This is a genomic window from Micromonospora sp. NPDC048063, from assembly GCF_043202855.1.
In the GTDB taxonomy this organism is placed as follows: Bacteria; Actinomycetota; Actinomycetes; order Mycobacteriales; family Micromonosporaceae; genus Micromonospora.
On the sequence record NZ_JBIDBG010000003.1, the window covers coordinates 659,561 to 679,523 of the forward strand.

Annotated in this window: 15 protein-coding genes; 6 read left to right on the forward strand and 9 right to left on the reverse strand. The window is 74.7% G+C overall.

Annotation, left to right across the window (positions count from 1 at the left end; genetic code table 11):
• Positions 1 to 42: 42 nt before the first annotated feature.
• Entirely contained in the window at positions 43 to 1,143 is a 1,101-nt protein-coding gene (locus tag ACGFZ2_RS11425) for a DegT/DnrJ/EryC1/StrS family aminotransferase (protein WP_393452435.1), read from the forward strand.
• Positions 1,140 to 2,105 carry a Gfo/Idh/MocA family protein gene (locus ACGFZ2_RS11430; protein WP_393267557.1) on the forward strand — a complete coding sequence of 322 codons (966 nt, stop codon included), beginning with the start codon at positions 1,140 to 1,142 and terminating at the stop codon, positions 2,103 to 2,105. The genes ACGFZ2_RS11425 and ACGFZ2_RS11430 overlap by 4 nt, the downstream gene beginning before the upstream one ends.
• Before the next feature lie 67 nt (positions 2,106 to 2,172).
• Here the strand turns inward: ACGFZ2_RS11430 and ACGFZ2_RS11435 are convergent, their stop codons facing one another.
• On the reverse strand, positions 2,173 to 4,251 hold the full coding sequence (locus ACGFZ2_RS11435; protein WP_393452437.1) for a DUF6541 family protein: 2,079 nt from the start codon (positions 4,249 to 4,251) through the stop codon (positions 2,173 to 2,175).
• A 508-nt stretch (positions 4,252 to 4,759) separates the two neighbouring features.
• On the opposite strand from ACGFZ2_RS11435, the gene ACGFZ2_RS11440 reads away from it, so the two are divergent.
• The gene (locus ACGFZ2_RS11440) at positions 4,760 to 6,517 is read left to right on the forward strand and encodes a CDP-glycerol glycerophosphotransferase family protein (protein WP_393452440.1); all 1,758 of its coding nucleotides are present in this window, start codon (positions 4,760 to 4,762) and stop codon (positions 6,515 to 6,517) included.
• 66 nt (positions 6,518 to 6,583) lie between these two features.
• On the opposite strand, the gene ACGFZ2_RS11445 is transcribed toward ACGFZ2_RS11440, so the two are convergent.
• Complete coding sequence (locus ACGFZ2_RS11445) at positions 6,584 to 7,129, reverse strand: acyltransferase (protein WP_357694777.1); 546 nt, start codon at positions 7,127 to 7,129, stop codon at positions 6,584 to 6,586.
• A gap of 164 nt (positions 7,130 to 7,293) precedes the next feature.
• Positions 7,294 to 7,632: a DUF952 domain-containing protein gene (locus tag ACGFZ2_RS11450; protein ID WP_393452443.1), complete on the reverse strand. Its 339-nt coding sequence runs from the start codon at positions 7,630 to 7,632 to the stop codon at positions 7,294 to 7,296.
• A 224-nt stretch (positions 7,633 to 7,856) separates the two neighbouring features.
• Here ACGFZ2_RS11450 and ACGFZ2_RS11455 point away from each other — a divergent pair, with 224 nt between their 5' ends.
• Both ACGFZ2_RS11455 and ACGFZ2_RS11460 read left to right on the forward strand, forming a co-directional pair.
• The gene (locus ACGFZ2_RS11455; protein WP_393267546.1) at positions 7,857 to 8,513 is read left to right on the forward strand and encodes a response regulator transcription factor; all 657 of its coding nucleotides are present in this window, start codon (positions 7,857 to 7,859) and stop codon (positions 8,511 to 8,513) included.
• Positions 8,514 to 8,522: 9 nt separating this feature from the next.
• Positions 8,523 to 10,037 carry an ATP-binding protein gene (locus ACGFZ2_RS11460; protein WP_393452446.1) on the forward strand — a complete coding sequence of 505 codons (1,515 nt, stop codon included), beginning with the start codon at positions 8,523 to 8,525 and terminating at the stop codon, positions 10,035 to 10,037.
• Between the two features lie 87 nt (positions 10,038 to 10,124).
• On the opposite strand, the gene ACGFZ2_RS11465 is transcribed toward ACGFZ2_RS11460, so the two are convergent.
• The 4 genes from ACGFZ2_RS11465 to ACGFZ2_RS11480 form a co-directional block, all read right to left on the reverse strand.
• Positions 10,125 to 11,126, reverse strand: a complete 1,002-nt coding sequence (locus tag ACGFZ2_RS11465) for a TAXI family TRAP transporter solute-binding subunit (protein ID WP_393452449.1) — start codon at positions 11,124 to 11,126, stop codon at positions 10,125 to 10,127.
• A gap of 191 nt (positions 11,127 to 11,317) precedes the next feature.
• Positions 11,318 to 11,992, reverse strand: coding sequence for a hypothetical protein (locus tag ACGFZ2_RS11470; RefSeq protein WP_393452452.1), 675 nt, complete (start codon positions 11,990 to 11,992; stop codon positions 11,318 to 11,320).
• Between the two features lie 101 nt (positions 11,993 to 12,093).
• Entirely contained in the window at positions 12,094 to 12,891 is a 798-nt protein-coding gene (yaaA, locus tag ACGFZ2_RS11475) for a peroxide stress protein YaaA (protein ID WP_393452455.1), read from the reverse strand.
• A 61-nt stretch (positions 12,892 to 12,952) separates the two neighbouring features.
• The gene (locus ACGFZ2_RS11480) at positions 12,953 to 14,572 is read right to left on the reverse strand and encodes a hypothetical protein (RefSeq protein WP_393452458.1); all 1,620 of its coding nucleotides are present in this window, start codon (positions 14,570 to 14,572) and stop codon (positions 12,953 to 12,955) included.
• 136 nt (positions 14,573 to 14,708) lie between these two features.
• Here ACGFZ2_RS11480 and ACGFZ2_RS11485 point away from each other — a divergent pair, with 136 nt between their 5' ends.
• Complete coding sequence (locus ACGFZ2_RS11485) at positions 14,709 to 15,749, forward strand: App1 family protein (RefSeq protein WP_393452461.1); 1,041 nt, start codon at positions 14,709 to 14,711, stop codon at positions 15,747 to 15,749.
• Between the two features lie 33 nt (positions 15,750 to 15,782).
• Here ACGFZ2_RS11485 and glgB read toward each other — a convergent pair whose 3' ends face one another.
• Entirely contained in the window at positions 15,783 to 17,885 is a 2,103-nt protein-coding gene (gene glgB / locus ACGFZ2_RS11490; protein ID WP_393452464.1) for a 1,4-alpha-glucan branching protein GlgB, read from the reverse strand.
• The gene (locus ACGFZ2_RS11495; RefSeq protein ID WP_393452467.1) at positions 17,873 to 19,954 is read right to left on the reverse strand and encodes a maltotransferase domain-containing protein; all 2,082 of its coding nucleotides are present in this window, start codon (positions 19,952 to 19,954) and stop codon (positions 17,873 to 17,875) included. Before ACGFZ2_RS11495 ends, glgB begins: the two co-directional genes overlap by 13 nt.
• Between the last annotated feature and the right edge of the window lie 9 nt (positions 19,955 to 19,963).

Consider the following 19,963-nt stretch of genomic DNA (forward strand, 5'->3'; position numbering starts at 1 on the left):
GCTACCGTCTGCACGCTGCCCCACACCCCAAGGAGAGCGCTTGTGATCCCGATTTCCGTCGTCAAGCTGGACGAGGCGGCCGAACGGTTGGCGGTCGAGGTGATCCGTTCGGGCGTCATCGCGCAGGGACCGATGGTGGCCCGTCTGGAGCGCGAGTTCGCCGACCTGGTCGGCGTCGAGCACGCGGTGGCCGTCAACAACGGCACCACCGCGCTCGTGGCCGCGCTCCAGGTGCTCGACCTCCAGCCTGGCGACGAGGTCGTCACCAGCCCCTTCACCTTCGTCGCGACCCTCAACGCGATCCTCGAGGCGGGCGCCACCGCCCGGTTCGCCGACATCCGCGAGGACGACTTCTGCGTCGACCCGGAGGCCCTCGCCGCCGCCGTCGGCCCGCGCACCAAGGTGCTCATGCCGGTCCACCTGTACGGCCAGCCCGCCGACATGGACGCGATCGCCCCGCTGGCGCGGCAGCACGGCCTCGGGCTCGTCGAGGACACCGCCCAGTCGCTCGGTGCCACGATCTCCGGGCGCGGCGCCGGCAGCTTCGGGCTCGGCACCTTCTCGCTGTACGCCACCAAGAACCTCACCACGGGTGAGGGCGGCATGATCACCACCGACGACGCCGGCCTCGCCGACCGGCTGCGGGTGCTGCGCAACCAGGGCATGCGGCAGCGCTACCAGTACGAGGTGGCCGGGCACAACTACCGCCTCACCGACCTGCAGGCCGCGCTGGGCATCCCGCAGATCGCCACGTACGGCGAGAACGTCAAGCGCCGCAAGGACAACGCCGCCCGGCTCTCCGCCGGCCTGGCCGACGTCCCCGGGCTGCGCCTGCCGACCGAGCTGCCCGGCCGCTCGCACGTCTGGCACCAGTACACGGTGCTGGTCACCGACGAGGCCCCGGTGAGCCGCGACGAGGTGATCACCCGGCTGACCGAGCGCGGCGTCGGCTGCGGCATCTACTACCCGAAGACCGTCTACGACTACGACTGCTACCGGGACCACCCCCGCGTGGTCGCCGACCCGGCGCCGGTGGCCGACCGGGTCGTCCGCCAGTGCGTCTCGCTGCCGGTGCACCACCACCTCTCCGACAGCGACGTCGACCAGGTGGTCGAGGCCGTCCGCGCGGCGGTGGGCGCATGACCGCCAAGGTGCGTTTCGCCCTGGTCGGCACCGGGATGATGGGCTCGCTGCACGCCCGGGTGATCGCCCAGTCCGACCGGGCGGAGCTGGCCCGGGTGATCGAGCCCCGGCGCTCCGTCGGCCAGCAGATCGCCGAGCGGTACGGGGCCGGCTGGGCCCCGAACGCCGACGACCTCTCCGACGTCGACGCCGTGGTGATCGCCGCGCCGACCGAGTTCCACCACGGCCTCGCCGACCAGGTGCTCGCCGCCGACAAGCCGCTGCTGATCGAGAAGCCGGTCTGCGGCAGCCTCGCCGAGACCGAGGAGATCGTGGCCACCGCCGGCAAGCGCGGCGTGCCGCTGCTGTGCGGCCTGCTGGAGCGGTTCAACCCGGCGGTGCTGACGGCCCTCGCCCTGGTCGACCGCCCGGTGCACCTGACCGCCACCCGGCACTCGCCGTACGCGCCGCGGATCCGCACCGGGGTCGCCTGGGACCTGCTCATCCACGACGTCGACCTGGCGATCCAGGCGTTCGGCGGCGAGGAGCCGGTGGGGGTCCGGGGCACCTTCGGCCACTTCCACCCGGACTCGCTCGCCGAGGCGGAAGACGTGGCGGAGACGGTGCTGAACTTCGGCAGCGGTGCCCTGGCCAACGTCTCGGCCAGCCGGATCGGGCAGCGCAAGGTCCGGACGTTGGTGATCAGCGAGGTCGACCGGCTGATCGAGGCGGACCTGATCCGCAAGGACGTGACCATCTATCGGCACGTCTCGTCGGACGCGGCCACGCCGGACGGGCGCGGCTACCGGCAGCAGAGCATCATAGAGGTCCCGGAGCTGCTCACCAACCGGGAGCCGCTCGCCGCCCAGCTCGACCACTTCCTGGACATCGTCGCCGGCACGGCCGACGCCGACGTGGAGCGGCAGCGCATCCTGCCCGCGCACCGGGTGGTCGGCCGGCTCTTCGCCGACAACGGGCGCTGACGGACCGACAAAAGGGGCGGGGCGACCGTGGTCGCCCCGCCCCTTCGTCGTCTCCCGGCCGTCGCGCTCAGCCCCCGGTGGCGCAGCTCCGGCCGGCCTCGGTGACCCGGTAGATGTTGATCCGGCCGATCGTGTGGGCCAGCTCCAGCCGGTCGCTGGTCTCCAGCCGCTCGCGCTCGTAGTGCTTGTCCCAGGCGCCGGGCATGTTCCGCTTTCCGACCACCACGTACGAGATGTTGAACTGGCGCACCTCGCACCCGGCGGGCCGGGCGTCGGCGTTGTTCACCAGCCAGTTCCACGCGTCCCACCGCCGCTCGTAGTTCTCCGCCGGCAGGCCGGGCAGCGGCGGGATGCCGAACAGCAGCGGCACCTCGTAGTCGGCGTAGGCCCAGGTGATGAACTCGTGGTGCCGGTCGTAGGCGACGGTGGCGCCGGGCGGGTTGTTCTCCGCCAGCCACTCGAACGTCTTCTCGAAGGAGGCGCCGACCGGCGCCCGGCCCTTGAGCGCGCCGCGCAGCGGCTGCCAGCTCGCCGGTACCGCGGCGAGGCCGAGCAGCACCGCCACCAGTACCCCGGCGGCGACCGCCGTCGGCGCCTCCGACCCGCGCAGCGCCCCGGCCTTCGCGGCGACGCGGGTCAGCAGCCACTGCACGGCCAGCCCCAGCACCACCGCGCCGGCGACCGCCAGCAGCCCGTACACCGGGAAGATCATCGAGCGGACCCGCTCCCGGACGCCGTACCACAGGCTGGAGAGCGTCATCGCGGCCGTCGAGTCGGACGCGGTGGTCCACACCCCGATCGCCGTCCAGACCACGCCGGCGGCGAACCACGGCCGGGCCCACCGCAGCCGCGGCAGCACCAGGCAGAGCGGGGAGAGCAGCAGGCACGGGATGACCAGCCAGAGGCCGACCTGGATCGTCGGCTCGCTGAGCTGGAAGTCCTGACCGCCGACGCCCGGGTAGGCGAACAGGACGTACCGCTGCGGGTCGGTGACCCAGTACTCGAACGATTCGCCGTACCTGCCGAGCAGGGCGGGCGGGTTCGACAGCCGCTCGCCGTTGGCGCCGGCCAGCACCCCGAGCAGGGGCAGCAGCGGCACCAGCCCGGCCACCACCATCGCGCCGGCCGCCGCGGCGACCCGGCGCAGCACCCACCGGCCGCGTACGGCCAGCAGCATGCCGATCGCCAGGACGGCGATGAACAGCACGTCGTACGTGTGCGTCATGACGATCCCGGCGCCGCACAGGCCGGCGAGCAGGCCCAGCCGGACCGGGTGGGCGCCGCGCGCGGCGAGCGCGATCAGCAGCGCGATCGCCCCGGCCATGCAGGGGGCGGTCTGCTCGGTGATCCGACCCGTGATCACCGACATCCACATCGGGCCGAGCACGGCCGGCGCGGCGGCGGCGCTGGCGGCCACCACCGGCCTGCCGCCGAGGGCCCGGACGCAGGCGTAGACGGCCGCCACCAGCGCGAGCGGCCCGACGAGGATCGACCAGGCGCTCAGCACCGTGCTGATCCGCCCGCCGGAGATCTCCGCCGCCTGGGCCCAGGCCACGTTGGCCGCGAGCGGGTAGAAGGAGCAGGACAGCGCCGGATCGGTGGAACCGCTGGTGCAGGCCGAGGAGATCAGCACGCTGTCGGTTTCCATGATCCGCCGGGTGAGGAAGCCGTGGTTCATGGCGTCCCACCCGGGCGGGGCGACGAGCCGACCCAGCATCAGCCAGCCGAAGGCGACGCTGACCACGGCGGGCACGGCGATCCCGAGGACGTCGGCGCGGCCGGGGCGTACCGCCGGCAGCCGCAGCCGGGTGATCCGCCCCCGCCACCCGGCGTCGGTCGGCCGCCTGGCGGCGTCGCCGTCGGCGGTGGCGGTGCGGTCGGTCGCGTCCGGGTCGACCAGGCCGCGGGTCACCAGCCGGGACGCGAGCACCGCGAGGCCGGCGAGCAGCACCTCGGCGGCGAGCACCGCCAGCGGACCGTTCGGCAGCCCGAGTTTCGGCAGCCATGTCATGGCGAGGGTGACCAGGCCCAGGGTCAACGCCGGGGCGGCGGCCCAGGTGGCCCACCGGTAGCGGCCCGGGGGCAGCGCGAATCCGAGCAGCGCGCCGGGCACGATGGCGACGGCGAGCGCGATGAGGCTGGTCAAACCGTGGATCCTTTCCAACGGAACTCGCGGTTGCCCCGCGGCGGCTGGTGCGCGGAGCCGAGGTGCGGCCGCCCGTGCGGCCACCCGGTCGGCGAGCGGCCGGACCAGTATAGGAACGGGAGCCGGCCGCGCTGACCCGGCGAACCGGCCATCGGCGACGCGTCGTCACCGGCGTCGTTTTTGCGGTGGATCATCCCCCCGAGGTGGCGACTGTGGCCCGGAGGGACCAAATCGTCCCGGTGTGGCGGTACCCGAGCGATACCGGCGCGTTCCTTCGCGTTAAGGTCACACCGGCGTGGTGGCGGGGTGGCCGCGGGCGCCGGTGCCGTCGCTGGTCAGCGACGATGGACGGACAGGCGGGTCGCCGCGACCGTTGTCCCGTCCCGTCGCGTTCCGTCGGGGCGCCGGTGGCGTCCGGGCGCCGACGGTCGCCGAAGCGGGGAACGCTGCCGTCACGGCGCCAGTGACGGTCGGTGAGCCAGTCGTCGATCTCGTAGGGAGCTAGTCCTTGTTCGGCAAGTTGATGGGACCGGCGGGAGTCGCCGCCCGCGGCGCGCTGCTGCTGCTGGCCTACCTGGTGATGCTCGCCGCCGGCGCGCTCGGTTGGATCGGCGTCTTCGCCGTCGCCGGGCTGGCCGCGCTCGCCGGCGAGTACGCGCTCGCCCGCTGGTCGCCCGCCACACTCACACTGCTCGAGAAGGTCGGCCTGCGGGGCGACTACCGGCAGCTCGCCCGCGACCTCTCGGTCGTCCTGCTGGTGGTCGCCGAGGTCCGGCCGAGCGCGTGGGAACTCAGCCTGGTCCTGGTGCTGCCGTCGACCGTCTGGCTGATCTCGGTCTTCGCCGGCGCGCTCGCCACGATGATCGACCGGCGCAACCCCCTGTCGGCGTTGGTGCGCAACATCGACCTCGGCCCGATGCGGGCCGCGCCCCGCCCGCCGGACTGGGCGGCCTGGCTCGCCGGCGACCGGCTGGCCCTGGTCAACGTGGTGCTGGCGCCGGCCGCCGTGTTCGCGGCGGTGCTCGACAACGCCGCCCCGGTGATCGGCGCGGGAGTGGTGGCCGTGTTCGCCGCCGCGCTGGTGGGCGGGATCGTCGCGCTGACCTGGCTGCGCGGGCGCGGGACGGGCCAGAGCCCGCTGCTGCCCGCCGTCCAGCGCTGGCTGGACAGCTACCGGCCGGAGGTGGCCCTCTACTTCGCGGGGCCGGCGAAGGACGTCTACCAGGCCAACATGTGGCTCGCCCCGACCGAGGCGCTCGACCAGCGCGGCGTGGTGCTGCTGCGCAACAAGGAGGCGTTCCTCGAGCTGGCCGACACCCGGCTGCCGGTGATCTGCGTGCCGGCCGGCGTGGACTTCATGAACCTCGAACTGGGCAGCGTGCGCGCCGCGCTCTACGCCGCGAACGTCGGCGCGAACATTCACATGCTCCGCGAGCCCGGCATGAAGCACGTCTTCGTCGGGCACGGCGACAGCGACAAGCAGGCCAGCGTCAACCCGTACAGCAAGGTGTACGACGAGGTGTGGGTCGCCGGCCTCGCCGGGCGCGAGCGGTACGCCCGGGCCGGGGTGGGCGTGCTCGACTCCGACATCGTCGAGATCGGACGGCCGCAGCTCGCCGGGGTGCACACGTTCGGCGCGGAGTCCGTCGACCGGCCGTTCACGGTGCTCTACGCCCCGACCTGGGAGGGGTGGCTGGACGACGACCCGTACCACACCTCGCTGGTGCTGATGGGGGAGCGGATCGTCAAGGGGCTGCTCGCCACCGCGCCGGCGGTCCGGCTCATCTACAAGCCGCACCCGCTGACCGGCTCCCGCGCCAAGGAGGCGAAGACGGTGCACGAGCGGATCGTGGAGCGGATCCGCGCGGCGGGCGGCAACCCGGACGCGACCTCCCTGGACGGCACGCGGCACCTCGTGGTCACCGGCCGGACGCCGGCGCTGTTCGACTGCTTCAACCAGACCGACCTGCTGATCAGCGACGTGTCCAGTGTGGTCTCGGACTTCGTCCAGAGCCAGCGGCCGTACGTGGTGGCGAACCCGGGCGGCCTGCCGGAGGACGAGTTCCGTCGGGAATACCCGACGTCGCGGGCGGCGTACCTGCTCTCCCGGGACTGCGGCGAGCTGGAGAAGATCGTGTCCGTCACCCGGGCCGGCGACGACCCGATGACCGACGCCCGGCGGGAACTGAAGACCTACCTGCTCGGCCCGGCCGAGGCGAACCCCATGGAGCGGTTCCGGGAGGAGATCGCGCGGCTCTGCCGCTGAGCACCGGCGCGTACGACGACGGCGGTGGACGGGAGCGCCCGTCCACCGCCGTTTCTCGTCGGAGGGTCAGCCCTGCCGCTGCGGCGGGGTGTCCACGTCCCGGGAGACGACCTCGCCCCGCTCGTCGACCCAGCCCTTCGGCCGCGCCGGGTTGCCCGCCACGAGCTGGTACGGCGCCACGTCCTTGGTCACCACGGAACCCGCCGCGATCATCGCGTACTCGCCGACCTCGATGCCGCAGACGAGGGTCGCGTTCGCGCCGATCGAGGCGCCCCGGCGGACCACCGTCGGGGTGATCTTCCAGTCCGGGTTCTGCGCGCGGGGCCGGAAGTCGTTGGTGAAGACGGCGCACGGCCCGACGAACACCTCGTCCTCCAGGGTCACCCCCTGGTAGACGGAGACGTTGTTCTGGATCTTGACCAGGTCGCCGACCGTCACACCAGCGTCGACGTACACGTTGCGGCCGATGACGCAGCCGGCGCCCACCTGGGCGGAGGACCGGATGTGGGCCAGGTGCCAGACCTTGGTGCCGTCGCCGACCCGGGCACCCTCCTCGACGTCGGCCGTCGGGTGGACGAAGACCGAGGGGGACGGGGAACTGCTGTCAGTCATCCTTCAACTCGCATGGGTCGCAGGGCGCGCCGGGCGCCGTCGGTGACCCGCGTTCGGCGTACGCCGGGAGGGGCGGCCGCCCGCGCGGGTCCGGGCTGCCGCGCCGGCCCCGGGCACGGAGAGTGAGGCCGGGGCGCGCGGACTCGGCGTAGCATATCGACCCCTCAGCCCAGCAACGCCGCCACGGCTTCGGCGACCGGCATGTCCGCCGGCAGGGCGTCGGCGGCCACCACCGCCGGCACCGGCAGCGGCCCGTAGAGGTGGGGGAAGAGGGCACCGCCGCGCGACGGTTCCCAACGCAGCGCGTCGCCCAGCCGGGCCGGGTCCACGGTGAGCAGGGTCAGCCCGGTGGCGCCGGTGAAGTGCCGGCGGGCCGTCTCGACCACCTGGTCGGGCCCGGAGAGGTGGATGAACCCGGACTGCGCGTCCGTGGCGGTGCCGACGAAGTGCCCCGCGGCCAGGGCGTCGTCCCACTCGACGGTGGTCAGCAGCTTGTAGATCACCCCGGCAGCCTACGCAGAACCGGCCCGGTTCTCCGCGGTACGCCCGCCGCCGCTCTCGACGGGGGTCTCCGGGCTCCGGCCCGCGGCCTGCCGCCCGCTTCCGGCGGGGGCCGGAGGGGTCCGGGCCGCCGTCCGCACGGCGGTCGACGCGGGGCCTACCCTCCCGCTCCCGGCCGGCTTCTGTCACCATTCGGGGTCGACACGCCGACGAATGGGGGCCCCGGGTGCGCATCCTGCTGGTCGAGGACGACCGTCGGGTGGCCGCCGCGCTCTCCTCCGCCCTCACCCGCCGGGGGTACGAGGTGGAGCACGCGGCGACCGTCGCCGCCGCCCTCTCCGCCGCCCCCTGCGACCTGGTGCTGCTCGACCTGACCCTGCCGGACGGGGACGGCACCGACCTGTGCCGCGAGCTGCGCCGGCGCAGCAGCCAGCTCGGCATCATCGCGGTGACCGCCCGGGGCGAGGAGCGGGACCGGGTGCTCGGCCTGCGGCTTGGCGCGGACGACTACGTGGTCAAGCCCTTCTCCATGACCGAGCTCCAGGCCCGCATCGAGGCGGTGCTGCGCCGCGCGGCGCACACGGTGCCCGAGCGCAACCTGATCGAGGCCGGGCCCGTCCGCATCGACGTGGCCGCGCGGACGGTCGCCGTGGCCGGCCGGCCGGTAGCGCTGACCCGCAAGGAGTTCGACGTCCTGCTCTCCCTGGCCCGGCAGCCCGGGGTCGCGGTCGCCCGGGACCGGATCCTGCTCGACGCCTGGGGCACCACCTGGGGCGACGGGCACACCGTCGAGGTGCACGTCGGGTCGCTGCGCGGCAAGCTGGGCGACCCCGGCCTGGTGGAGACCGTACGCGGGGTCGGCTACCGGCTGCGCGGCGAGTGAGGTGACGCCGTGCGACGTCGACTGGTGATCAGCTACCTGCTGCTGATGGTGCTGGTGCTGATCGCGCTGGAGACCCCGCTGGCGATAACCCTGGCGACCCGGGAGACCGACCGGGTACGCGCCGACCGGCTCGCCGACGCCACCCGGTTCGCCTCGCTGGCCGGTCCGGCGCTGCGCGGCGGGACCCCCGGCCCGCTCGACAACGAGCTGCGCAGCTACGACGACCTGTACGGGATCGGCGCGGCGGTGGTCGATCGGGACCGCCGGACGGTGGCGGCCTCCGACAGTTGGCGGCCGGCCGCGGGGACCCGCGAGGCGCTGGACACCGCGCTCTCGGGCCAGCAGGCCAGTGGGCCGGAGTCGGTCTGGCCGTGGGTCGACCGGCCGATCGTGGTGGCGGTGCCCATCAACGACGGCGGTGAGGTGCTCGGGGCGGTGGTCACCGCCACCCCGACCGACTCGGTCCGGCGCGCGGTCACCGTCTGGTGGCTGGTGCTGGCCGGGACGGGGCTGCTCGCCGTCCTGGCCTGCGTGCTCACGGCGTTCGGGCTGGCCGGCTGGGTGCTGCGCCCGGTCACCGAGCTGGACGCGGTCACCCACGAGATCGCCGAGGGGGACCGCGGCGCCCGGGTGCAGCACCGGCTCGGCCCGCCGGAGCTGCGCCGGCTGGCGACCAGCTTCAACCACATGGCCGACGTCGTCTCCGACGTGATGGACCGGCAGCGCGCCTTCGTGGCGCACGCCAGCCACCAGCTGCGCAACCCGCTGACCGCGCTGCGCCTGCGGGTGGAGGAGCTGGGGCTGGGCCTGACCGACCCGGACGGCCAGGCCGAGCACCGGCTGGCCCTGGAGGAGACCGACCGGCTGGCCCTGGTGCTGGACGCGCTGCTGACCCTGGCCCGCGCCGAGCGGCGGGAGAACCAGCGGGTCACCGTCGACGCGGCGGCCGTGGCCGCGTCCCGGGTCGCCGCGTGGGAGCCGCTCGCCCGGCACCGGTCGGTCACCCTCCGGCTCGCGGCGGAGGACTCCCCGGCGTACGCGCGGACCGTGCCGACTGCCATCGACCAGGCCCTGGACGCACTGATCGACAACGCCGTGAAGTTCAGCGGCGCCGGCGGGGCGGTGACGGTGACCGTGCGGCACCACGAGGGCGGGACGGCGCTGGAGGTCCGGGACACCGGCCCGGGCATGACGGAGAGCCAGCTCGGCCAGGCGACCGAGCGGTTCTGGCGGGCGCCGGAGGTGCAGAACGTCGACGGCGCCGGGCTGGGCCTCACCATCGTCGCCGTGCTGGTCGACGCCTCGGACGGGCGGCTCACCATGCGCCGGGGCGAGCCGCGCGGCCTGGTCGCCGGCCTCTGGTTCCCGGCCTCGACCCCGGCGGATCCGGCAGACCCGAGGGACCCGACGGATCCGGCCGAGCCGGTCCCCGCCGGCGCTCCCGCACCGCCCGTCGACGCGCCCGCCGCACCGGTCCCCGCCGCACCGGTCCCCGCCGCACCGGGGCACGCCGCGACCGGGTGACGCCCCGCCCGGGTGACGTCGCCGCCGTCCGACCGAGGTCCTCCTGATCGCCCGTGACCGCCGCCGGCCGGCGGTCGGCCGCCAGGGTCAGGGCTTGGCGGCGCGGTACCAGCCGGCGGCGCCGGGGTGCAGCGGCAGCGGGGAGGTGGCGATGGCCGAGCGCGGGCTCATCCGGCCGGCGGCCGGATGCGCCGCGGCCAGCTCCTGCCGGCGTTCCATCAGCAACCGGGTCACCTCCCGGACCAGCGCTTCCGGCAGGTCGGCCCGGACGATCAGGAAGTTCGGGTTGGCCACGGTGGTGACCGGGTCCGTGCCGTACACCGAGCGGGGGACGTCCCGGGAGACGTAGACCTGGGGGTTGCTGCCGCGCAGCAGCTCGGTCCACTCGCCGAGGTCGACGATCCGGGTCGCGCTGTCGTCGGCGAGCTGCTTCACCGCGCTGACCGGCAGCCCACCTGAGAAGAAGAACGCGTCGATCGTGCCGGCCCGCAGCGCCGCCACCGAGTCGTCGAGGCCGAGCCGCTCCCGGTGCACCCGGTCGCCGCCCAGGCGTGCCACCTCCAGCAGCCGGGAGGCGGTGATCTCGGTGCCGGAGCCGGGGGCGCCCACGGAGACCCGCCGCCCACGCAGGTCGGCCAGCGTGCGGACCGGCCCGCCGGCGGTGGTGACCAGGTGCAGCAGGTCGTCGTAGACCCGGGCGACCGCGACGACCGACGGGTGCGTCGCCGGCGCGGCCGGCAGCACGTCGGCCTGGGTGAATCCCAGCTCGGCCTCGCCCGAGCCGACCAGCCGGACGTTCTCCGCCGAGGCGGCGGTGACCACCACGCTGGCCTCGACGTTCGGCATCTCCCGGTTGAGGATGTCGGCCAGCGACCGGCCGAAGGCGTGGTAGACCGCCGTCGGGCTGCCGGTCGCGATCCGGATCCGCACCGGCGGCTCGGGGGAGTCCTGGCAGCCGGCGAGGCCGGGCAGCGTCACCACCAGCAGCAGCGACAGCAGCGCCGCCGGGCGGCCGGCGCGCGGGCGGCCAGGTCGGAACCAGGACGACGGGCGCGCGGCGCGGGCGCGGCAGGACCGGGTTCGACTCACGGGCTGCACTCTGCGCCGCGCGGGCCGTCACCGCAACCCGGGGCCCACCGGTCGGACTACGGCCCCGGCGCCGGGTCGACGGTGGGGATCAGTTCGCTGCGGTCCGCGACCGAGGTCGGAACGGTGGCCCCGGGCGGCCCGCCGGTGCCCCGCCAGACGCGGACCGCGCGGTGGTCGCGGTCATCCGGCCGTCATGCCGGCACGGCCGCCCGGGCGGGTTCCAGCGCGGCGCTGTGCAGGATCCGCTCGCGGTCCGGGCCGTCGGCGACGCAGACCAGGAAGCACCCGGTGCCGGGGCGCAGCAGCGCCGGCACGTCCAGCAGAGCGGCCCCGCGCACCAGGACGGCGGCCAGTTCCCGGTCGGTGAGCCGGACGCCGAGGATGTGCCGGCGCACGTGCCGCCCCCCGGCGAGCAGGGCGGCCCGCCAGGCCGCCGCGGCCAGCCGGGGCCGCCACACCCGCCGCGCCGTCGACGCGCCGGGGACCGGGCCGCCCAGCAGCTCGCGCCGGCCCTGCCGCCAGCCGGCCTCCAGCGTCCGCGCGTACGCCGGCCGGTCCGCCGGGGGCACCGAGAGCCGGTGCAGCTCGTACCGGCGGCGCAGCCCGCCGACGGTCACCTCGTGCTCGATCGGGACGTCCAACCGGCCGAGCAGTTGCCGGAACCGCAGGGCGGCCTCCTCCCGGTTGAACTCGACGGTCGCCGGGCGGTGGTGCGGCACCGGGCGGCGGGCGCCGGCGACGGCCGGCGGGGGCATGCAGCGCAGCAGGCAGGCGGCCTCGAACGCGTCGGCCAGGGTCAGCCAGTCCAGCGGCGGCGGGGTCGACGGGAGGCGCGGCCGGTCGAGCAGGATCGGTTCGGGAGCCAACTCAGGCACTCCTTGTCGGCGTCGGGGTCCCCCTACGGTGGCCCGAAGACGCCGACGGGGAAACCGATCCGCCCCAGCCTTGAGGAAATCTTGCGGCAGCCCTACAGCTCGGTGACGACCAGGTCGACCTGGCGTGGCCGGTGGGACGGCACGGGCTGCTCCAGCACCGTGTACTTCAGGTCGCGCAGCGCGGCCACCAGCCCGTCGGCCGAGCGCGGCCGGGCGCCCGCGGTCAGCAGGTCCCGCACCAGCCGACCCTTGGTCGCCTTGTTGAAGTGGCTCACCACCGACCGGACGGGCACTCCGTCGACCTCCCGCTCGTGCAGCACCCGCACCGTCACGGTGCGGGCGGCCACCTCGCCGCGGGGCGCCCAGGTGGCCGCGTACGCGCCGGAGCGCAGGTCGAGCACCGGCCCGGCGTTGGCCGCGGCGTCCATCGCCGACGCGAGGGCCCGCCGCCAGTACGCCGACAGCGCGCCCACTCCCGGCAGCCGCGCCCCGACCGGGCAGCGGTAGGGCGGGATCCGGTCGGTGAGGCGTACCGCGCCCCAGAGGCCCGAGCTGATCAGCACCGACCGGCGAGCCGCCCGCTGCGCGGCCGGCGGGAGCGAGGCGAGGTCGAGCGCCTCGTAGAGCACGCCGGTGTAGAGCCGCTCGGCGGGGGCGGTGGCCGCCACCCGCAGCCGGGCGTTGCGCCGCAGCTCGCCGCGCTGGCCCTCGCTGAGCCCCAGCGCCGCCCGGGCCGCCTCCTCGTCGCCGCCGTCGCTGAGCGCCACCAGCGCGGCCAGCACCTCCTCCCGGGCGCCGGTCAGCTCCGGCAGGGAGAGCCGGGCGAGGTCCAGCCGCCGGCCGGTGCCGGCGTCGGCCTTCCCCTCGGAGGGCGGCAGCAGGATGAGCATCGGTGACTCCTCGCCTCGACGCGGCGCCCGCGCGCCGGCCCGGCCAGCGTACGGCCCGTCCCTACCGCCACGGCCGCACCGGCGTCTCCGGGTGGTACACGCGATACCCGCCCACCTCGGCGAGCAGCGCCGCGTCGGCCCGGTCGCCGAGCAGCCGGCGCAGCCGCCTCTCCGCCGCCGAGTCGGCCGCCAGCACGTACCCGGGCCGGTCGGCCCGCCCCACCTGCCGCCAGTACGCGGAATAGCGGTTCTGCCCGGGGGTGAGTTCGCCGTCGAGCACCGCGCACACCACCGACTCGTCGGTGTTGAAGATCAGCCGGTTGCAGGTCCAGTAGTCCCCGTACACCTCGTGCGGGCCGCCCGCGCGGAGCCGGTCGGCCAACTCGCGGGCCTGCCGCTCCTCGACCCGGGACGCCTCGGTGCCGGTGGCGGCGAACTGCACGGTGACCACCAGCACGGTCGCGGTCAGCGCGGCGAGCACGGCGGTGGCGAGTGCCCCGGCCAGCCGGCCGAGCGCCCCGACCGTGCCCCGCCAGCAGGCGACCGCCGCCAGCCAGAGCGGCCACAGCACCGCCGGCAGGGAGAGCTGGAGGACCGACAGGTACCGGGCGTTGTCCAGCGGGCTGGTGGCGGCCAGCGGGCTACGCACGTACGACAGCAGGGTCAGCGCCGCGCCCACGACCAGCGCGAGGTGCACCACCGGGCCGACCCGGCGGCCGGGTGAGGTGCCCGCGGCCCGGCGATACGCGACCACGGCGAGCGCGGCGGCGACCACCAGCAGCAGCGGGTAGAGCAGACCGAACCACCCCTGCCAGCGGGAACAGCCGTCCACCGGGCAGAGGCCGCCGGCGAGCGGCACCCCCTCCAGCAGCCCGCCGTCGAGCCGCCGGCTCCACGGCGGCGTCGGCCCGGCCCGGGTGCTGACCTCGCGCAACACCGACAGCGAGTCCTCGCCGGGCGGGGCGACCAGGTTGTCCCGGACCATCGGCGCGATCCCGACGGCGAACCCGGCCAGCAGCAGCACCCCGGCCCAGCCGAGCAGCTCCCGGCGGGCCACCCAGAGCAGCGCCAGCGCGACCGCCCCCAGGTAGGGCAGGATCAGCCAGTCCGACCAGGCGGCCACCCCGGCGAGCAGGCCGAAGAGCCCGACGGCCAGCCGGCGGTGCCGCACGGTGCCCCGGGCGAGTCCCACCACGACCAGCAGCATCAGCAGCACGGCGACCTTGACCTCCGGCCGGCCGCCGACCACCGTCAACTGGTCCCGGACCACCCGCTCCCCGCCGAGGGCGAGCAGCCCGACGACGAAGGTGGCGAACCAGGGCGAGCAGATCCGCCGGGTCAGCCGGTGAATCAGCCAGAGGAAGACGGCGTAGAGCACCAGCAGCGGCAGGCGCAGCAGCGGCCAGCTCGGCCCGGCGACCGCGATCAGCGGCGCCGCCAGATAGGACTCCAACACGCCCATGTAGCGCTGGCCGTAGAGGAAGACGGGCAGCTCGCGGCCCTGCGCGATGTGCATCGCGGCCAGCCCGAAGGTGGCCTCGTCGCTGTTGGAGACGGGCACCGTGTGCAGGGTCAGCACCAGCCGGTAGCCGACCCCGGCGAGCCCCAACAGCAGCGCGACGAGCGCCGGCCGGTCGAGCTGCGGGCGCCACCGCCCACGCTTGCGTACTGGTTGCGACACGACCAACGCCCCCGTCGTCGTCCCGACCGGAGTGTTACACGCCGCCGGGGCCGGGCGGGGCGGATCGGCGCAGCCGGCGGCCGGCGAAGATCGCCGCGCGTGGCCGAGGCCGCCGGGTTGTGGCAGGGTTGCTGACGTGCCACCCACTCCCGCTGGCCAGTTGGCCGTACCGAACCTGCACCGGGCCGCGCGGATCGAGGACGCCGTGCACGCGTTGGTCGAGCGTCGGCTGCGGCGCACCGGCTGGCGGACCAACATCATCGCGTACGCCGGTTACGGCGCGCCCGGTTGGGTGCGGGTGATGTGCCGGGTGCTGCTGGGGCGGCCGGACATCCGCCAGCGGGGCCGGCTGGAGAAGGTCCGCGGCTGGCGCAGCTTCACCACGCTGCCGGCCAAGCACGTGACGGTGACCGTCGAGGCCGGCGGGGTGTGCCACGAGGCGCAGGCCGACCGCAGCGGCTTCGTCGACACCGTGGTCGAGGCGGAGCTGTCGCCGGGGTGGGGCGCGGTGCGGATCAGCCTGCCGGACGCCGAGCCGGTCGAGGCGCCGGTGCGCATCCTCGACCCGGAGGTGCGTTTCGGCATCGTCTCCGACATCGACGACACGGTCATGGTGACCGCGCTGCCCCGCCCGCTGCTCGCGGCCTGGAACACCTTCGTCCTCGACGAGCACGCCCGGACGGCGGTGCCCGGCATGGCGGTGCTCTACGAGCGGCTGGCCACCGCGCACCCCGGCGCGCCGGTCTTCTACCTGTCGACCGGCGCCTGGAACGTCGCGCCGACGCTGACCCGGTTCCTGTCCCGGCACCTCTACCCGGCCGGGCCGCTGCTGCTGACCGACTGGGGGCCGACCGCGGACCGCTGGTTCCGCAGCGGCCGGGAGCACAAGCGGGCCACCCTGGCCCGGCTGGCCAAGGAGTTCCCCGACGTGAAGTGGCTGCTGGTCGGCGACGACGGGCAGCACGACCCGGAGATCTACCGCGAGTTCGCGGCCGCCCACCCGCAGAACGTGGCGGGGGTGGCGATCCGCCGGCTCTCGCCCACCCAGGCGGTGCTGGCCGGTAGCCTGCCCGCCCCGGCCGGCAGCTCCTCCGCGGGGCCGGTGGGGCAGAAGTGGCTCTCCGCGCCCGACGGCGCCGGCCTGTGGAAGCTGCTGCGCGACGCCGGCCTGGTCTGATTCCCTGACGGCGACCCGGGCCGGGCCGGGCGCTCAGTCGTGGCGGAGCCAGAGCACGCCGAGCGGCGGCACCTGGAGCGCGGCGGACGCCGGCAGGCCGTGCCACGGCACGTCCTCGGCGTGCACCTCGCCCAGGTTGCCCACCCCCGACCCGCCGTAGTGGAGGGAGTCGGTGTTGAGCACCTCCGCCCAGGTGCCGCCGGCGGGCAGCCCGACGCGGTAGTCCGTCAGCGGCCGGGCGGAGAAGTTCGCCACGCAGACCAGGGTCGCGCCGTCGGGGGCGATCCGCACGAACGAGACGGTGTTGTTGGCGACGTCGTCGCCCGCGATCCAGCGGAAGCCGGCCGGCTCCGTGTCCTGCGCCCACAGCGCGGGGGTGTCCCGGTAGACCGCGTTCAGGTCGCCGACGAGGCGCTGCACGCCGGCGCGGGCCGGGTCGTGCAGCAGGTGCCAGTCGAGCCCCCGCTCCTCGCTCCACTCCCGGTCGTCGGCCAGCTCGCAGCCCATGAAGAGCAGCTGCTTGCCCGGGTGCGCCCACATGTACGCCAGCAGGGCGCGGACGGTGGCCAGCCGCTGCCAGGTGTCGCCGGGCATCTTGCCCGCGAGGGAACCCTTGCCGTGCACCACCTCGTCGTGGCTGATCGGCAGCACGTAGTTCTCGCTCCAGGCGTACGCCAGGGAGAACGTGAGCTGGTGGTGGTGGTGCTGCCGGTAGATCGGGTCCTTCGAGGTGTAGAGCAGGGTGTCGTGCATCCAGCCCATGTTCCACTTGAAACCGAAGCCGAGCCCGCCGGCGTCGGTGGAGCGGGTGACCCCCGGCCAGGCGGTGGACTCCTCGGCGATCATCACCACCCCGGCGTGGTGCTTGTAGACCGTCGCGTTCACCTCCTGCATGAACGCGATCGCCTCCAGGTTCTCCCGCCCGCCGTACCGGTTCGGGACCCACTGCCCCTCGGGGCGGGAGTAGTCCAGGTAGAGCATCGAGGCCACGGCATCCACCCGCAGCCCGTCGACGTGGAACTGCTCGCACCAGTAGAGCGCGTTGGCGACCAGGAAGTTGCGCACCTCGCGGCGGCCGAAGTCGAAGACGTACGTGCCCCAGTCGGGGTGCTCGCCCCGGCGCGGGTCGGGGTGCTCGTAGAGGGGGGTGCCGTCGAAGCGGGCGAGGGCCCACTCGTCCTTGGGGAAGTGCGCCGGCACCCAGTCCAGGAGCACGCCGATCCCGGCCCGGTGCAGGGTGTCGACCAGGTGGCGGAAGTCGTCCGGGTCGCCGAACCGGGACGTCGGCGCGAAGTAGCCGGTGACCTGGTAGCCCCAGGAGCCGCCGAACGGGTGCTCCATCACGGGCAGGAACTCCACGTGCGTGAAGCCCAGCCCGGTGACGTACGCGGTCAGCTCCTCGGCCAGCTCCCGGTAGCCCAGCCCGGGCCGCCAGGAGCCCAGGTGCACCTCGTAGACGCTCATCGGCTCCTGGTGCGGCTGCCGTCGGGCCCGCCGCTCCAGCCAGGCGGCGTCGCCCCACTCGTACGTGGACCGGTGCGCCACCGACGCGGTGGCCGGCGGCACCTCGGCGTACGCCGCCAGGGGGTCGGCCTTGTCCCGCCAGTGCCCGTCGGCGCCGAGGATCCGGTACTTGTAGCGGGCGCCGGCCGAGGCACCCGGGACGAAGACCTCCCACACCCCGCTGGCGCCGAGCGAGCGCATCGGCCAGCCGTCGTCCGGGGCCCAGCCGGTGAAGTCGCCGACGACCCGGACGCCGCGCGCGTTCGGCGCCCAGACGGCGAACGCGACGCCCCCGTCGAGGACCCGGGCGCCGAGGGCCTCCCAGAGCCGCTCGTGCCGGCCCTCGCCGATCAGGTGCAGGTCCAGCTCGCCGACGGTGGGCGGGTGGCGGTACGGGTCGTCGTGCACCCGGCCGTCGACCTCGATCCGGTAGTCGAGCACCTCGCCCGGCACCGTGGTCTCGAACACGCCGACGTCGTGCACCCGACGCATCGGGTGCCGCCGGCCGTCGACGAGGACGGCGACGTCGGCGGCGCCCCGGCGCAGCGTGCGGACGACCGTCCGCCCGCCGGCCGGGTGGGCGCCGAGGACGGCGTGCGGGTCGTGCGTCGCGCCGGCGATCAACTCGTCCATCGGGGGTCGTCCTCCTGCGCGAAAGCGGTGGGGGCGGTGCCGCCCGAGAGGTCGTCGGGAACGTTCTCGACGGTCAGGCCCTGCGCCGCCGGCCCGGCCGGGGGAGCGGGCCGCCGCACGGTCAGCACGTGCGCGGGTTGCAGGTACGGGTCGAGACGCACCGCGTTGTGCTGCCCCCAGTCGTAACTGGCGCCGGTCAGCTCGTCGTGCACCGTGAACCGGTCGTGCCAGTCGAAGCCGAGCGCCGGCATGTCCAGCGTGGTGTTGCCCCACTGCACGCCCTGCGCGTCGAACGAGCAGACCACGACGACCGTGTTGCCGGTGTCCGGGTCGTGTTTGGACCAGCAGAGCAGCGCCGGGTTGTCGATCTCGTGGAAGACGAGGTTGCGGAGCTGGTGCAGGGCCGGGTTCTCCCGGCGTACCCGGTTGAGGGTGGCGATGAACGGCGCCAGGGAGCGGCCCTGCGCCTGCGCGCCCGCCCAGTCCCTCGGGCGCAGCTCGTACTTCTCGTTGTCGAGGTACTCCTCGGCGCCGGGGCGGGCCACGTGCTCGAACAGTTCGTAGCCGGCGTACATGCCCCAGGAGGGGGAGAGTAGCGCGGCCAGCACGGCCCGGATCTTGAACATGGGCGGGCCGCCGTGCTGCAACGAGGAGTGCAGGATGTCCGGCGTGTTCGGCCAGAAGTTGGGTCGCATGTGGTCGGCCGCCGCGACCAGCTCCTCGCAGTACGCCCGCATCTCGGCCGCCGAGGTGCGCCACGTGAAGTACGTGTACGACTGGGTGAAGCCGATCTTGCCCAGGCCGTGCATGATCGCCGGTCGGGTGAACGCCTCGGCGAGGAAGAGCACGTCCGGCTCGACCTTCTTCACCTCGCCGATCAGCCAGTTCCAGAAGTCGAACGGCTTCGTGTGCGGGTTGTCCACCCGGAAGATCCGGATGCCCTCGCCCACCCAGTGCAGCACCACCCGCAGGATCTCCGCCCGGATGCCCTCCGGGTCGTTGTCGAAGTTCAGCGGGTAGATGTCCTGGTACTTCTTCGGCGGGTTCTCCGCGTACGCGATGCTGCCGTCGGCCCGGGTGGTGAACCACTCCGGGTGCTCCGTCACCCACGGGTGGTCCGGCGCGCACTGCAACGCCAGGTCCATCGCCACCTCCAGGCCCTGCTCGGCGGCGGCGGCGACGAAGTCCCGGAAGTCCTCCGGCGTACCCAGGTCGGGGTGGATGGCGTCGTGGCCGCCCTCGGCGGCGCCGATCGCCCACGGCGAGCCGACGTCGTCCGGCCCCGCGGTGAGCGAGTTGTTGCGGCCCTTGCGGTTGACCCGGCCGATCGGGTGGATCGGCGGCAGGTAGAGCACGTCGAAGCCCATCGCGGCGACGCCCGGCAGGCGCTCGGTGGCGGTGGCGAACGTGCCGGAGCGGGCCGGCGCGTCGACGGTGGCCGGAACGGCCCCCTCCGAGCGGGGGAAGAACTCGTACCAGGCCGAGAAGAGCGCGCGGGGGCGGTCCACCCAGAGCCGGTGCTCCGCGCCGGTGGTGACCAGCTCCCGGACCGGGTGTGCCCAGAGCAGGCCGGCCAGCTCCAGCGCCGGGGCGACCCGCCGGGGCAACGGCAGCCGGTCGTCGCGCAGCGCCGCCACCGCAGCCGACACCCGGTCGACGTCGCCCGCCGGCACCAGCGCGGCGGCGGCCGTCAGCACCCGGGCGCCCTCGGCGAGGTCGTTGGCCAGTTCCGCCGGCCCCTGGCCGGCGGCGAGCTTCTTGGTGACCGCGTTCTGCCAGGTCAGGTAGGGATCCTGGAACGCCTCGACGGTGAACACCCACTCGCCGACCGCGTCCGGGCGGATGACCGCGTGCCAGCGGTCCTGGCCGGGCTCGCCGGGGCGCATCCGGGTGAAGGGCCGGGCCCGTCCGTCGGGGCCCAGCCACACCACGTTGCAGCCGAGCGCGTCGTGCCCCTCGCGGTAGGCGCGGGCCGACACCGGCACGGGCTCGCCCACCACCGCCTTGGCCGGGTAGCGACCGCAGGAGACGACGGGGGAGACGTCTTCGATCGGAAACCGTCCAGTCACCCCGCCAAC

Coding starts and splice junctions, on each gene's coding strand:
- ACGFZ2_RS11430 (WP_393267557.1), top strand. CDS start 1,140: ATGACCGCCAAGGTGCGTTTCGCCCTGGTCGGCACCGGGATGATGGGC.
- ACGFZ2_RS11445 (WP_357694777.1), bottom strand. CDS start 7,129: ATGACTGACAGCAGTTCCCCGTCCCCCTCGGTCTTCGTCCACCCGACG.
- yaaA (WP_393452455.1), bottom strand. CDS start 12,891: ATGCTCATCCTGCTGCCGCCCTCCGAGGGGAAGGCCGACGCCGGCACC.
- glgB (WP_393452464.1), bottom strand. CDS start 17,885: ATGGACGAGTTGATCGCCGGCGCGACGCACGACCCGCACGCCGTCCTC.